The 12,952-nt window shown below is 49.9% G+C and carries 17 protein-coding genes; 12 read left to right on the forward strand and 5 right to left on the reverse strand.

All coding sequences use genetic code 11. The features are described from left to right. Positions 1-47 precede the first annotated feature (47 nt). The 5 genes from EVJ28_RS11515 (at position 48) to EVJ28_RS11535 (ending at position 4,041) form a co-directional block, all read left to right on the forward strand. The gene (locus EVJ28_RS11515) at positions 48-1,028 is read left to right on the forward strand and encodes a FecCD family ABC transporter permease (protein ID WP_131489031.1); all 981 of its coding nucleotides are present in this window, start codon (positions 48-50) and stop codon (positions 1,026-1,028) included. Next, the gene (locus EVJ28_RS11520; RefSeq protein WP_131489033.1) at positions 1,025-2,071 is read left to right on the forward strand and encodes a FecCD family ABC transporter permease; all 1,047 of its coding nucleotides are present in this window, start codon (positions 1,025-1,027) and stop codon (positions 2,069-2,071) included. Before EVJ28_RS11515 ends, EVJ28_RS11520 begins: the two co-directional genes overlap by 4 nt. Then, a complete protein-coding gene (locus tag EVJ28_RS11525) occupies positions 2,068-2,871 on the forward strand; it encodes an ABC transporter ATP-binding protein (RefSeq protein ID WP_131489035.1) in 804 nt (267 codons plus the stop codon). Before EVJ28_RS11520 ends, EVJ28_RS11525 begins: the two co-directional genes overlap by 4 nt. A 97-nt stretch (positions 2,872-2,968) precedes the next feature. After that, on the forward strand, positions 2,969-3,442 hold the full coding sequence (locus EVJ28_RS11530; protein WP_131489037.1) for a hypothetical protein: 474 nt from the start codon (positions 2,969-2,971) through the stop codon (positions 3,440-3,442). Positions 3,443-3,456: 14 nt separating this feature from the next. Continuing rightward, positions 3,457-4,041 carry an NADPH-dependent F420 reductase gene (locus tag EVJ28_RS11535; RefSeq protein ID WP_236634144.1) on the forward strand — a complete coding sequence of 195 codons (585 nt, stop codon included), beginning with the start codon at positions 3,457-3,459 and terminating at the stop codon, positions 4,039-4,041. Positions 4,042-4,079: 38 nt separating this feature from the next. Here the strand turns inward: EVJ28_RS11535 and EVJ28_RS11540 are convergent, their stop codons facing one another. Next, on the reverse strand, positions 4,080-4,415 hold the full coding sequence (locus tag EVJ28_RS11540; RefSeq protein WP_131458205.1) for a TM2 domain-containing protein: 336 nt from the start codon (positions 4,413-4,415) through the stop codon (positions 4,080-4,082). A 117-nt stretch (positions 4,416-4,532) separates the two neighbouring features. On the opposite strand from EVJ28_RS11540, the gene EVJ28_RS14230 reads away from it, so the two are divergent. The 3 genes from EVJ28_RS14230 to bsh all read left to right on the forward strand — a co-directional run bounded on the left by EVJ28_RS14230 (position 4,533) and on the right by bsh (position 6,208). Beyond that, positions 4,533-4,691: a hypothetical protein gene (locus EVJ28_RS14230; RefSeq protein ID WP_016509914.1), complete on the forward strand. Its 159-nt coding sequence runs from the start codon at positions 4,533-4,535 to the stop codon at positions 4,689-4,691. Then, on the forward strand, positions 4,688-5,101 hold the full coding sequence (locus tag EVJ28_RS11545; RefSeq protein WP_145963155.1) for a hypothetical protein: 414 nt from the start codon (positions 4,688-4,690) through the stop codon (positions 5,099-5,101). Before EVJ28_RS14230 ends, EVJ28_RS11545 begins: the two co-directional genes overlap by 4 nt. Positions 5,102-5,233: 132 nt before the next feature. Next, a complete protein-coding gene (gene bsh, locus EVJ28_RS11550; RefSeq protein WP_131489043.1) occupies positions 5,234-6,208 on the forward strand; it encodes a choloylglycine hydrolase in 975 nt (324 codons plus the stop codon). Between the two features lie 76 nt (positions 6,209-6,284). Here the strand turns inward: bsh and EVJ28_RS11555 are convergent, their stop codons facing one another. Together EVJ28_RS11555 and EVJ28_RS11560 are read right to left on the reverse strand one after the other, a co-directional pair. After that, on the reverse strand, positions 6,285-6,494 hold the full coding sequence (locus tag EVJ28_RS11555) for a YdiK family protein (RefSeq protein ID WP_016510842.1): 210 nt from the start codon (positions 6,492-6,494) through the stop codon (positions 6,285-6,287). 16 nt (positions 6,495-6,510) lie between these two features. After that, entirely contained in the window at positions 6,511-7,161 is a 651-nt protein-coding gene (locus tag EVJ28_RS11560; protein ID WP_131489112.1) for a CPBP family intramembrane glutamic endopeptidase, read from the reverse strand. Between the two features lie 258 nt (positions 7,162-7,419). On the opposite strand from EVJ28_RS11560, the gene groES reads away from it, so the two are divergent. Both groES and groL read left to right on the forward strand, forming a co-directional pair. Beyond that, entirely contained in the window at positions 7,420-7,704 is a 285-nt protein-coding gene (groES, locus tag EVJ28_RS11565; protein ID WP_016510840.1) for a co-chaperone GroES, read from the forward strand. 42 nt (positions 7,705-7,746) lie between these two features. Beyond that, on the forward strand, positions 7,747-9,387 hold the full coding sequence (gene groL, locus EVJ28_RS11570; RefSeq protein ID WP_016510836.1) for a chaperonin GroEL: 1,641 nt from the start codon (positions 7,747-7,749) through the stop codon (positions 9,385-9,387). Between the two features lie 191 nt (positions 9,388-9,578). On the opposite strand, the gene EVJ28_RS11575 is transcribed toward groL, so the two are convergent. After that, entirely contained in the window at positions 9,579-10,175 is a 597-nt protein-coding gene (locus tag EVJ28_RS11575) for a TetR/AcrR family transcriptional regulator (protein ID WP_236634145.1), read from the reverse strand. A 156-nt stretch (positions 10,176-10,331) separates the two neighbouring features. Here EVJ28_RS11575 and EVJ28_RS11580 point away from each other — a divergent pair, with 156 nt between their 5' ends. After that, positions 10,332-11,150 carry a hypothetical protein gene (locus tag EVJ28_RS11580; RefSeq protein ID WP_131489045.1) on the forward strand — a complete coding sequence of 273 codons (819 nt, stop codon included), beginning with the start codon at positions 10,332-10,334 and terminating at the stop codon, positions 11,148-11,150. A 66-nt stretch (positions 11,151-11,216) separates the two neighbouring features. Next, positions 11,217-12,161 (forward strand): DUF5692 family protein, encoded by a 945-nt coding sequence (locus tag EVJ28_RS11585; RefSeq protein WP_131489047.1) that lies wholly within the window; start codon positions 11,217-11,219, stop codon positions 12,159-12,161. Between the two features lie 143 nt (positions 12,162-12,304). Here the strand turns inward: EVJ28_RS11585 and EVJ28_RS14235 are convergent, their stop codons facing one another. Then, entirely contained in the window at positions 12,305-12,547 is a 243-nt protein-coding gene (locus tag EVJ28_RS14235; protein ID WP_161567379.1) for a hypothetical protein, read from the reverse strand. Positions 12,548-12,952: the final 405 nt, after the last annotated feature.

Below are 12,952 nucleotides of genomic sequence, written 5' to 3' on the forward strand. Positions count from 1 at the left end.
TCTAACAGCGAGATTTTGCTATGGTAGGGGAGGAAAGAAGTGAGGAAATGATGAAACCGTGGATCAAACTATTTGCCTTGATCATTGCATTACCAATCTTGAGTTATATCAGTTTACGGGTCGGCGTCATCCCGGTCGGTCACGAAGACGTGCTCGGCTTAGGCGGTGACGTATCTTCAAAGGCGATGATCGCCTTGGAGGACAACCGGATTCCGCGGACCGCCGTCGCTCTCGTCGTCGGGAGTGTCCTCGGCTTGGCCGGACTCTTGTTTCAACTTGTGACGCGCAACCCGCTCGCGTCACCCGATATTTTGGCCGTCAACGCCGGGGCGAGTCTTGCCATCGTGCTCGTGACGTTGTTCGGGTTCAGCAGCATCGCCTCGTTCACGACGGCCGCACTCATTGGCGCTTTCATCGCCGGTGTCATCGTCTATCTCCTCAGCGCGAACGGTGGCAACGTCATGTACATGACGCTCGCCGGTGCATCGCTCGCGGCGCTGTTCAGCTCGTTCACCCAATCGATTATCGCGTATGAGGAAGGGGCGCTCGACGAAGTGCTATTTTGGCTGACCGGGTCGGTCGCGGGACGATCGCTGACGCTCGTGACGACGCTCTTGCCATGGATGATTGGCGCGACCGTGCTCGTCATCTTCATCAGTAAAGAACTTGAGACGTTGTCGCTCGGTGATCAAGTCGCCCGTTCGCTCGGTCAAAACGTCGGTGTTGTGAAATTCGTCGCCGTGACGCTCGCCGTCATCTTGTCGGCGTTCGGTGTCGCGCTGGCCGGTCCGATCGCTTTTGTCGGACTGCTCGCCCCGCACCTCGCTAGGTACATGTTCGGTACGGCGTTTTTCGCGAGGTTGCTCGGGAGCGCCCTGCTCGGAAGTGTGCTGTTGCTCGCGGCCGATATTTTCGGACGTGTCATTTTATTCCCCCGCGAAGTCACGGTCGGTGTCGTGCTCGCCGTCATCGGTGGAGCTTTCTTCATCTATCTCGTCAGTGCTAGACAAGGAGTCTTTAAGTCATGAAATCATACAGTTTTCGAAAAGGCCCGTTCTCGTTCACGCTCAGGAGGCGTGAAATCGTCTTGGCGGTCGCTTTACTTGTCGGTCTCATCATTGCCATTTATTTAGGTCTCGCCATCGGAGAAACGTTTTTGACGCCGTGGTCACTCGGGGCACTCTTCGTTGGATCGGGTGACGCGTTCGCGGAGCTCATCGTCTACGAGTTCCGGATGCCGCGCGTGCTCATGGCGATCACCGCCGGGGCCTGTCTCGCCGTCAGCGGGCATTTGTTACAGTTGACCATCAAGAACGAACTCGCCTCACCCGAGATTTTCGGGATCGTCGGTGGGGCCGGGGTGGCGACGGCGACGTTCTTTACCGTCTTCACCGACGAGCGGACGAATCAGTTGTCCGTCCCGCTCGCCTATATCCCGTTCGCCTCGTTTGCCGGGGCACTCGTGGTCGGGGCGTTTCTGTTTTATTTATTGAAGCGCGGCGTCCCGCCGGTCCGACTCGCACTCATCGGGATCGGGATCAGCATCTTCTCGCAAGGGCTCGTCCAGTTCATGATGCTCGCCTCGAACGTTTATCGGAAGAACGATATTCAACAATGGTTGACCGGTACGGTGTACGCAGCGACGTGGAAGCAACTGACGATCATGGTCCCGCTCGCGATCCTGTTTTTACTTGCCGCTTTCTTGATTGAACGGCACGTCCGGCCGCTCCACATCAGTGAGGCGGTTGCGACGAGCATCGGGGTGCCGGTGCGCGGGATCCAACGGGGGACGCTCTTGTTGTCGTGTTTACTCGCCGGCATCGGTGTCGCCTTCGTCGGCGCCATCGGCTTCGTCGGACTGATGGCACCGCACATCGCCCGTCAAGGATTGAAACTGCCTTATGTTTGGGCGACGCTCCTCGTCGGGGCGACGATCGTCGTGTTGGCGGACGCGATCGGGCGGACGATCTTTTATCCGTATGAGCTCCGGACCGGTGTGATGACAGCCGTCATCGGTGCGCCGTACTTCTTCTATTTACTTCGCCGTATGATGAAAGGAAGCATGAGATGAATACATTTGATTTACAGCAAGTCGCCATCGGCTATGAACAGAAGACGGTGCTCGACGATTTGACGTTCTCGATCCCACACGGAAAGATCACCGTGCTCATCGGCGCGAACGGGTGCGGGAAGTCGACGCTTTTATCGACGCTCGCGAGGCAGCGCAACGCTTTAGCAGGCACGGTCTCGTTCCGCGATAAGCCGCTCGACGCTTACCGGGCGAAGGAAGCGGCCCGGCTCATGGCGTTCATGCCGCAAGTGAACGTCGCTCCGGACGGCCTGACCGTCGAACAGCTCGTCCGCTTCGGCCGTTACCCGTACCAGACGTTCTTCAAGCGCTATTCGGAAGACGATGAGCGCGCCGTCGAGCGGGCGCTCGCCTTCACAGACACGGTCTCGCTTCGAGACACGCTCGTCAGCAACTTGTCGGGTGGGCAGAAGCAACGCGTCTGGATCGCCCTCGCGCTTGCCCAAGAGTCGGAGACGATCCTTCTCGATGAGCCGACGACATATCTCGACATGTCGCACCAAATCGAGATCCTCGACTTGATGTACCGGTTGAACCGGTTGGAAGGCAAGACGATCATCATGGTGCTCCACGACTTGCATCTCGCCTGTCGTTACGCTGATCACGTCATCGCACTCGCGGGCGGCAACGTCTACCGTCAAGGCAATCCGAATGATGTCGTCGATGAGACGTTCATGAAAGACGTCTTCGGCTTAAAAGTCGTCGTCACGAAAGACCCGCTGTACGGGACGCCGCTCTGTATCCCGTACTCGCATTATGAATTGAATGAGAAACATCCTTGAACGCCTAGTCTTCGGACTAGGTTTTTTTTCGTCTGAACCCGGGGAAGAACTAAAGGAAAGCTGATGTGTCCCTGTATGTGTAAAAGGAGGAGCCGACATGAGTAAGAAGGAAAAACAGCCGTACCATATCGTCACGTTCACGTTTCCAGAAGAGGCGATTTCGTATCAGGCGTTCAGCAAGTTGAAAAAGTATCACGCCGACGGGCTTATCGGGTTCGAACAACTCGTCGTCATCAAGCGCGAGGACAACGGGGCGTTTTCATTTGAGGACGCGGTGCAGTTGAAACCGGTGACGAAGTCGACGAAAGGCGCGTTGATCGGGATGGCGGTTGGGATCCTCGGGGGACCGTTCGGAATTCTGTTCGGGACGCTCACCGGCGGACTGATCGGTGGGACGAAAGATTTGAAACACGTCCAAAGCATTCAAGAGACGTTCAAACGGACCGTCGGCAACATCGAGCCCGGGCAGACCGGTGTGATGGGGATCGGGGAAGAGTTTGACGATTCGGTGCTCGATGGGCTCGCAAGCGAACTCGGTGGGACGATCACGCGGACGGACGAAGAATTATAAGGGGGACTCGATACATGAAGATCGGGATATTAGGAGCCGGCAAGGTCGGGCGTACGCTCGGCCGCAAGTTCGAGGACGTCGGCTATGACGTGTTATACGGGACTCGGACGGAACGGGAAGGGACGATGTCGCTCCAAGAAGTGGCGTCAAACAGTGACGTTCTGTTACTGACGACACCGTTCGCGGCGGCGATCGATTTGATTCAGTCACTCCGGGATTTGGACGATAAGATTGTTATCGACGTGACGAACCCGATCGCGAAAGAGTTTGACGCGATTGAGCGGCCGGAAGGGAAGTCGGGGGCCGAACATCTGCAGGACTTGGCCCCGCACGTCCGTATCGTCAAGGCGTTCAATCAGACCGGGGTCGAGACCTTGGAGAATCCGAACAAGTCGATGATGTTCATCGCCGGGGACGATCAGGAGGCGGTTTGGGCCGTTCAAGGCTTGGCCTCGAAGATCGGCTTCGACGCGCATACGCTCCACCACTTGAAGCTTGCCCGTGAACTCGAGTCGCTCGCCTGGTTATGGATTCATTACGCGACGAAAGAGCGGCAACATCGCAATTTCGCGTTCTACTTAAAAGAGAATAGTTTCTAACCAAAAGACGGCCGCGCGCTTGCGTGGCCGTCTGATCGTTAAAAGGCTACTTGTTGCTCGGTGCGAGTTTTCAACGAAGCGATCGTTTCACTTTCGATTGCCTCGACTTCACGTTGCTGCCAACCAGGCATGAGGAACGCGTCGACGAGTGCCCAAATGCCTGTGATGATAGCACCGAAACCAATCGTCAAAACGACCATCAAGAGCATGGCAATGCCTGTTCCTGTTTTCTTGAAATAGAAGCGGTGAGCGCCTAAAGCGCCGAGGAAGAGCCAAAGCAAATACGCAACGACGAGATTGCGTTTCTTTTTCTCGACTTCGCTGTTGACGAGGAGCATTTCCTCAGTCGTTAAATCGGTACGTGAATAATTCATGGTGTGGTGTGCCTTCTTTCCAAAAATTGATATAATAAATGCATTCTTTATTGTACCGGGAAACGGATGAATTCCCATGAATTTCTATTTATTTTTTTAGAAGAGAGGAAGAACCAAATGGGCTTTGCCATTTTGACGTTCATCGTCGCGTTTATTCACATCATCGCGGGAGCGGTCGTGTTACATAAGTATCCGCAATATAAATCGATTGCCATCAGCGTGATTGTCCTTGGCTTCATGTATGGACTATTGACGGTCGGGTTTATCGTGTTATGAAGAAGCGTTCGGTAATGCTTCGTGTTCGGGAGAAGTTTTCGAACCAAGACGTACTGAAACTAGGGACGGGCGTTATGCTCGGGATGGTCGTAGTGGAACTCCTGCTCGGGGACGTGCCTCAAAGTACTTTGATGTCGTTCGCGTTAGTTTTTTATTATTGGCGCCATGACGTGGCGTATTCACAGGGTGACGCGACGGGGAAAGCCATCGGGGAACAAGCAAGTACGTTCACGCTTCGCGTCGTGATTGTCGCGTTGATGATCGGGGTCTTCATCTCGTTTCGGGTCGAGACAATCGACTATTCGTTGCGCGCGCTCATGCATTACGGACTGGCGCTCGTCTTCGGATTAAAGGGCTTTGGTCTCTGGTTTTTTCAAGACCTGGAACCTTCTGTCGAACGTCACGTATAACATAGCGAGCGAGACCGGTGAAGCGACAGCTTGACTGGTCTTTTGTCGTCAGGATCTGTGGTTGAAGTCCCCGGATAACGTGAATAGACCAAAGAGTATCGGTGTCTGTTTTTGAACGGAAGGAGTCCTGTTATGTGTACAGCCATCACGTATTCGACGAAAGATCACTATTTCGGCCGCAATCTTGACCTGAACGTCTCCTATCACGAACAAGTGACGATCACGCCTAGGAACTATCCCTTCACATATAGACGCGTGGGCGACGTCCCTCATCATTACGCGATGATCGGGATGGCGACAATCGTCGACGACTATCCGCTTTATTATGAAGCGACGAATGAAACAGGTCTCAGTATGGCCGGGCTTAATTTTCCGGGGAACGCCGACTTCAAACCGGAGGCGAGCGGTTTAGATAACGTCACTCCGTTCGAGTTCATCCCGTGGATACTCGGACAGTGTGCCACGGTGGGCGAGGCGAAGCAACGACTTGAGACGATCAACTTAGTCAACATCGATTTCAGCAATGAGCTACGGCTGCATCCGCTCCATTGGCTGATTGCCGACCAACAGCAGTCGATCGTCGTGGAGCCGCTCAAAAACGGGTTGCGCGTTTACGACAACCCGGTCGGCGTATTGACGAATAACCCATCGTTTGACTATCAACTGTTCAATTTGAACGACTACCGTCATATCTCGACGAAGCTGCCGGACAATACGTTTGCGAAAGCACTCGAGCTCGAACCGTATTGTCTCGGCTTAGGCGGCCATGGGTTACCCGGTGACTTATCGTCGACGTCGCGATTCGTAAGAGCGACGTTCGCCAAATTCAACTCGGTCGCCGGGACAACCGAGTCGGAGAGCGTCAGCCAGTTCTTCAAGCTACTGGACACGGTGATGCAGACGCGGGGGCTGAATGAGGCAGCGGACGGGACGTTCGAATATACGATCTATTCGTCTTGCTGCAATATGGACCGAGGCATCTATTATTATCAAACGTATGAGAACAGCCAGATCACGGCCGTGTCGCTGTTCAATGAAGATTTAGACGGGACGCGGCTGATTGCTTATCCGCTCGTCACCGGGCAACAGATTCATTACGCGAATTAAGAAACAGCCCGCTTCCTGAGAAGTGGGCTGTTTCTTACCATAGATAAAGCCCAAGCTGTGTGAGCTTGGGCTTTGGTCATGCCGATTTATTGTTGTTGTCTTTTTTAGCTTTCCGAGCGAGCGTCAAGATTTGGTACACCTTGAAGAAGTCGTAAGCGGCTACGGCGATGATGAAGTACGTCCAGAAGCTGAAGCCATACTCCTGCACCGAGTAGTAGGCGAGGACCGTAAACAGAATCCCGAACGAGAGACTGAACAAAAACATGACTTTTAAGTGTCGCGGCATATGTGCCACCTCATTTCTACATTAAAAATAGTACGACCATGACGAGCGCATTGTTGAACGCGTGAATCGCGATCGGGACGATCAAGCGACGCGTCTTGGCGTAAGCGACCGTGAAGGCGAAGCTCATCGCCACATAGACAAGGATCTTATTGTCGCCGTGGATGAGTGCGAACAAGAGTGAACTGACCGCAAACGCGATCCAAAACCCGAAGCGGGCGCTCAAGTTCCCGAACAGGATGTGGCGGAACAAAATCTCTTCCATGATCGGTCCGAGCAAGACGACTGAGAGCGTCATGACTGGGACGAGACGGACGATATCAGCGATTTGCTCGGTGTTTTGTGACCCTACGAGATCACCTGATATCGCGGTCTCAATCAGGTTGGCGACGATGACGAGCCCGTACTGCATCAAGATCCCGAGCCCAATCCATTTGACCGTGTCGTTCAAGTTCGACTGGATGCCTTGCTGCTTATACAGTTTCAAGTCAGGGCGGAGCAAGAAAATCGAGACGACAATCGTCACGGTGAAGCCGACTGCGAACCAAATTCCAGTGAACGTCGTCGTCAGCCATTCCGGTCGTAACTCTTTGATGACAAACGGGAAGAACTGCACGAATGCATAGAGCAGAATCGGGATGATATGCCGAATCCGAATGTTAGGCGCCATCGAAAACCGGGTATTTATCGATTGGTTTGAGTTTAATGTGGCCAATTCAACACTTCCTTATTCACAAGAGTTAAGCGTTCCTTTTGACCATTGTAACAAATAAGGTCTCTTGACCGCGAGTGGAAGCATTTTTCGATGTTCCCGCTTGCATTTTTCATCGTCTCATACTACACTAAACAGTGTTAGCACTCCATTTTGATGAGTGCTAAAACTTACGATACAACGATACATCATTCATATTCGGAGGAGGTTTTTTCAATGTTAAAACCACTAGGAGATCGCGTCATCATCGAAGTCGTGGAGAAAGAAGAAAAGACGATCGGAGGCATCGTGCTTCCTGACACGGCGAAAGAAAAGCCGCAACAAGGGAAGGTCCTCGCAGTCGGCACAGGCCGTGTGACAGACCAAGGCGAGCGGATCGCTCTCGACGTCAAAGAAAATGATTTGGTCATCTACTCGAAATACGCGGGTACCGAAGTGAAGCATGATGGAAAAGAATACTTAATCGTTCGTGAGAGCGACATTCTAGCAATCGTAGGCTAAGACTCACCATTCTTCAAAACTTTTTTTAGGGGGAAATGAACAATGGCAAAAGAAATCAAATTCTCAGAAGACGCACGTCACGCAATGCTTCGCGGCGTCGACGCACTCGCTGACGCGGTAAAAGTAACGATCGGACCGAAAGGACGTAACGTCGTCCTTGAGAAGAAGTTCGGCTCACCACTCATCACGAATGACGGTGTGACGATCGCGAAAGAAATCGAACTCGAAGACCACTTTGAAAACATGGGCGCGAAGCTCGTCGCGGAAGTCGCGTCGAAGACGAACGAAGTCGCAGGGGACGGTACGACGACAGCGACAGTCCTCGCTCAAGCGATGATCCGTGAAGGGTTGAAGAACGTCACAGCGGGCGCGAACCCGATGATCCTTCGTAAAGGGATCGACAAAGCGGTCCGCCGTGCGCTCGAAGAACTAAAAGCCATCTCGAAACCGATCGCGTCGAAAGAAGCAATCGCGCAAGTCGCGGCCATCTCGGCTGCTGACGAAGAAGTCGGCGAATTGATTGCGGAAGCGATGGAACGTGTCGGCAACGACGGCGTCATCACGATCGAAGAGTCACGCGGCTTCACGACGGAACTCGACGTCGTCGAAGGCATGCAGTTCGACCGCGGATACTTATCACCATACATGATCTCAGACTCAGACAAGATGGAAGCGGTACTCGACAACCCGTTCATCTTGATCACAGATAAGAAGATCTCGAACATCCAAGAGATCATCCCAGTGCTCGAGCAAGTCGTGCAACAAGGGAAACCGATTTTGATCGTCGCTGAAGACATCGAAGGCGATGCGCTCGCGACACTCGTCTTGAACAAGCTCCGTGGTACGTTCAACGCGGTCGCGGTCAAAGCACCAGGATTCGGCGACCGTCGTAAAGCGATGCTCGAAGACCTCGCGACGCTCACAGGCGGCCAAGTCATCACAGAAGACCTCGGTCTCGAGCTCAAGTCGGCGTCACTGAACCAGCTCGGACGCGCATCGAAAGTCGTCGTCACGAAAGACACGACAACGATCGTCGAAGGTGCTGGCGATGAAGCGACGATCAAATCGCGCGTTCAAACGATCCGTAACCAAATCGAAGAGACATCGTCTGACTTCGACCGTGAGAAGCTCCAAGAGCGTCTCGCGAAACTCGCAGGCGGCGTAGCCGTCGTCAAAGTTGGCGCAGCGACAGAAACAGAACTCAAAGAGCGCAAGCTTCGCATCGAAGACGCGCTCAATGCGACACGCGCAGCGGTCGAAGAAGGCATCGTCGCAGGTGGCGGTACAGCCTACATCAACGTCATCCCAGCCGTCCGTGCACTTCTTTCTGAAGTGACAGCGGATGAAGCGACAGGTGTCAAACTCGTCCTCCGTGCGCTTGAGTCACCGGTCCGTCAAATCGCGGAAAACGCGGGTGAAGAAGGTTCAGTCATCGTCGAGAAGCTCAAGAACGAGTCGGTCGGCATCGGCTACAACGCCGCGACTGGCGAGTACGTCGACATGATCGCATACGGTATCGTCGACCCGGCGAAAGTGACGCGCTCAGCGCTTCAAAACGCAGCATCAGTCTCAGCCATGTTCCTCACAACGGAAGCGGTCATCGCAGACAAGCCAGAACCAGCAGGCGCTGGCGGCGGCATGCCTGACATGGGCGGCATGGGTGGAATGGGCGGAATGATGTAATTACGCCATCTCAACCCAACCCTTGATATCACAAGGCTTGTTGGTAAGATGAGAGTGATTTGCTAGCATTTCAATAGTGAAATATTTATGTAAACTGTACCCCGGTTGTTAGATACATCTGACAATTGGAGGTGCAGTTTTTTTATGACCAAATTAAAAATGAGTCCGGTATCGTACCGAACTCATTTCATTTACTTATCGTTAAGAAGTTGAATAAATGGTGGTAGTCCTTTTTCTAATAACAATTCGAAAACCTCCATCATATCTTCAACATCGTTATCGTTAACGTCTAGAAGATACTGGAGTATCACGCCATCAATTGCACCTAATAACCATGAGGTTAATGCTTGATTCAATCGTGTATCTTCAAGTCCGTACACATTTATTAATATTTCTTCAATCCGGAAAGTCCATTCTTTATATTTTTGTTTGAATTTTAGCTGTAATTCCTTATTTCCTAATAGTATTTCGTGTGCGAAATGGTATTGCAGACGATTTTCCGCATCTTTTTTTAAGCGTTCTTCCGTCTTTTGCAAAATTTCTTTCTTCACCTTGTCTTTTCCTAACTCTTGCTTGGCAATGCCTTTTGCAATCCGGGTAGAGTCAGAAAGACTCTCGTCTAGAAGGTCATATAAAATGTCATCTTTATTTTTGTAATAATGATAAATTGCCCCTGTGCTCATGCCAGCTTCCTCTGCAATCGCTCTTACTGTCGCCCGGTTAGATCCGTGCCGACTGATTACTATCTTTGCCGCAGCAAGTATTCTTGATTTGCCATCCACCTTCATCATGAATCCCCCTTACAAAATTAACAATAACATAGCAAAAGAAATTACTTAAATGTATTATTGTGAATTATTTCACATTGACTATTCGATTTGCCGGGTTTACACTAAAAACATAACGAACGTTCGGTTTGTTAAATCCAAGAATGAGGTGAAAACATGGTTATTTGGCCGCATGTAATTTCTATGCCAATCTATTTCGCGCTTCTGTTAGGTGTAATCGTCTTCTTTCGTAAACATTACAAGCTTTCTGCCTACTTTTGGCTCGCTTCCCTGTTAACGTTTCCGTTGTGGTTGATGGGCAACGTAGACGGATGGTTTCGCTGGGTAAAAATTTTGAGTGTCATCATCCCGACAATCATCGTTGGATTTTCAAGAATTGCCGTGCAGGAAGATAAGAAAGGTCTAATCTGGGACTTTCTGAAAAAAGATGATTTCTTGTGGTTCTTTTACGCAATTCTGTTCCTCAACATTGCAGAAGCGACGATTAAGGACATAACTCTTGAAAACTATTTTAATGCCGCTTGTGGATTCCTTCTATGTGTGACAATTCCGTTCGCACCAAAATACTGGAAAATCCTAAAAAACTCTTCGGCAGATTTGGTTGCCTATACGACAGGATCTTGGAACTTCATTTATACGTCATGGAACGCTTGTTTTGTGTATGCCGAATCTCCAATGTACTTCGCTAGTTCTTTATGTATTTTATTAGCAGCCGAGTTGTACCCGGTTATGAAAAAACGTCCTGAATTATACATTACGGCTCGTATATATACGCTAGCGGCACATTTATTGTTAAGAGCTTGTTTTGATGTGTTTCCAAAGGTCATGGATTCCACTTCATGGTTTAACCCACAAGTATTGAGCGTATGGGGAATCATTAACTTTGTAATTATCGTTCCTTATGTGTTCTGGCATATGTGGCAGTTGCACAATAACAAAGCACAATATAGTTTTAAACGGTTGAAGTCGGCATAAGTCGTTTTTTGTTACACATACTTGTTCAATAGTGAGCAAACTAAAAGAGTTTCAGGAGGCGCCGTCATGGGTTTGTTATACGAATCAACAGACGTTATGGGATGGGGAATATGGATCTTTGTCCTGTTTGCACTAATGGCTTTTAATGAATTCAGCCGAACTACAAAATGGGGTGGAATTGCCTTATTTCTAATCCTTCCTGTAATATTAACGATTTTTGTCTGGCCAACGACTGCCGCCCCGGGCAATGAGTATGGAACAGGTACTTGGTTTAACTGGGTCAAAACATATTCTGCATTAGCGGGATGTCTTGGTTTCATGGCTATTCGTTATTACCCATCTATTGCTAAGAAGAAGTGGGTACTGTGGTTTCCACCGGGAATTTTAGCGCTCAATATTTTAGAGGCTTGTATTCGTGATTTTCAAGTTTATATGTATGGTGCCTGGGATGGCGCATATATAGATAACCTCTGGGTAATGTCAGGGCCATGGAATATTATGAATGGAATAGCGGGGTTACTAAATATCATTGCGATCTGTGGATGGGTCGGCATTAAAATTTCTAATGACAAATCAAAAGATATGATTTGGCCAGACATGATTTGGCCATGGATTATCGCATATGATTTATGGAACTTTGCGTACGTGTATAACTGTATTTCAGATCATTCGTTTTACGCCGGATTTGCGCTGTTACTAGCTTGTACGATTCCTTCCTTCTTCATCAAAAAAGGCGCGTGGCTACAACATCGGGCTCATACGCTAGCTTTATGGATTATGTTTATTATGACGATTCCTTCATTTGCAGATCGACTTGCGCCTGTACCTTCTACACATGATCCAAAAGCATTTTTCATCGTCAGTTTAGTGTCCTTGTTAGCTAATATTGCATTAGTCGCTTATCAGTTTTACAGAATTCGCAAGTTGAAGCTCAATCCGCTTAAGGATGAGATATACGTTGACACAAAAGCTTATAAAGAAATCATGGAAGATAATGGATTGAGCGCATAAACAATCTGTATCGATTGATGAAAGACAAAAAACAGCATCTCATGAGTTCCTTGAACTGAACGAAACGAAATAAGCTAGACAGTGAATGAGTTGTTACGCAACATTCAAGATCTGGGTCCGGTATTCCATCGGGCTCAGGTCTTTTAGTCGTTTTTAATGCGAGTATAATTGTAGTAATCGATGTAGCGCACGAGATCACGGCTGAAGTGCACCATGTCGTCGAACTGTTTGAGGTACATGAACCCGGAGATGGGATAAATCATCTCAGCTCGTAAATCACTTGAGCCTTGATCCGTTTTTACCTTTAAAAAGCGCTCGGCCACCTGTATCTTGAACGCTTTCGTACATTTGGTCGTGAACAACACCCATGAAAATTGGATTTTCATGGCCAACTTTTATGGGCGGTTCATTAATCGTCTCAGTCGATTCATAGAGTTTATGCGTGAAACGTAAATATTCTTCAACCGTCAGCCGATTGTAGACCGTCATGGGTGGGGAAGAGCGAGAGCGTATGACTTTGTTTATCGATTGTCCCGGAATAGGCAGCATGCTCATCGGTCAGTAGCATGAACAATATTTACTAGGAAGTGACGCCACAATGGATAGCCGCGATTTCACCCGGATTGATCGTAAACGAGATATTTTCAAGGATGAGTGTATCCTGTTGGCGAACAGAGACGTTGTCGAAAGTAAGCACCAAATCCCTCCCTTTTTAGTGGGATTATACCATTGATTCAAAGAAGACTTGAGTAACGAATTGGAATAACACTATGCTAAACTGGAGATAATTT

Origin of the sequence: Exiguobacterium sp. SH3S3 (genome assembly GCF_004337115.1) — a bacterium.
In the GTDB taxonomy this organism is placed as follows: Bacteria; Bacillota; Bacilli; order Exiguobacteriales; family Exiguobacteriaceae; genus Exiguobacterium; species Exiguobacterium aurantiacum_A.

Excerpts from the sequence above, each read along its gene's own strand:
- EVJ28_RS11515 (WP_131489031.1), top strand. The coding sequence starts at position 48 with ATGATGAAACCGTGGATCAAACTATTTGCCTTGATCATTGCATTACCA.
- EVJ28_RS11520 (WP_131489033.1), top strand. The coding sequence starts at position 1,025 with ATGAAATCATACAGTTTTCGAAAAGGCCCGTTCTCGTTCACGCTCAGG.
- EVJ28_RS11525 (WP_131489035.1), top strand. The coding sequence starts at position 2,068 with ATGAATACATTTGATTTACAGCAAGTCGCCATCGGCTATGAACAGAAG.
- EVJ28_RS11530 (WP_131489037.1), top strand. The coding sequence starts at position 2,969 with ATGAGTAAGAAGGAAAAACAGCCGTACCATATCGTCACGTTCACGTTT.
- EVJ28_RS11535 (WP_236634144.1), top strand. The coding sequence starts at position 3,457 with ATGAAGATCGGGATATTAGGAGCCGGCAAGGTCGGGCGTACGCTCGGC.
- EVJ28_RS11540 (WP_131458205.1), bottom strand. The coding sequence starts at position 4,415 with ATGAATTATTCACGTACCGATTTAACGACTGAGGAAATGCTCCTCGTC.
- EVJ28_RS14230 (WP_016509914.1), top strand. The coding sequence starts at position 4,533 with ATGGGCTTTGCCATTTTGACGTTCATCGTCGCGTTTATTCACATCATC.
- EVJ28_RS11545 (WP_145963155.1), top strand. The coding sequence starts at position 4,688 with ATGAAGAAGCGTTCGGTAATGCTTCGTGTTCGGGAGAAGTTTTCGAAC.
- bsh (WP_131489043.1), top strand. The coding sequence starts at position 5,234 with ATGTGTACAGCCATCACGTATTCGACGAAAGATCACTATTTCGGCCGC.
- EVJ28_RS11555 (WP_016510842.1), bottom strand. The coding sequence starts at position 6,494 with ATGCCGCGACACTTAAAAGTCATGTTTTTGTTCAGTCTCTCGTTCGGG.
- EVJ28_RS11560 (WP_131489112.1), bottom strand. The coding sequence starts at position 7,161 with ATGGCGCCTAACATTCGGATTCGGCATATCATCCCGATTCTGCTCTAT.
- groES (WP_016510840.1), top strand. The coding sequence starts at position 7,420 with ATGTTAAAACCACTAGGAGATCGCGTCATCATCGAAGTCGTGGAGAAA.
- groL (WP_016510836.1), top strand. The coding sequence starts at position 7,747 with ATGGCAAAAGAAATCAAATTCTCAGAAGACGCACGTCACGCAATGCTT.
- EVJ28_RS11575 (WP_236634145.1), bottom strand. The coding sequence starts at position 10,175 with ATGAAGGTGGATGGCAAATCAAGAATACTTGCTGCGGCAAAGATAGTA.
- EVJ28_RS11580 (WP_131489045.1), top strand. The coding sequence starts at position 10,332 with ATGGTTATTTGGCCGCATGTAATTTCTATGCCAATCTATTTCGCGCTT.
- EVJ28_RS11585 (WP_131489047.1), top strand. The coding sequence starts at position 11,217 with ATGGGTTTGTTATACGAATCAACAGACGTTATGGGATGGGGAATATGG.
- EVJ28_RS14235 (WP_161567379.1), bottom strand. The coding sequence starts at position 12,547 with ATGAAAATCCAATTTTCATGGGTGTTGTTCACGACCAAATGTACGAAA.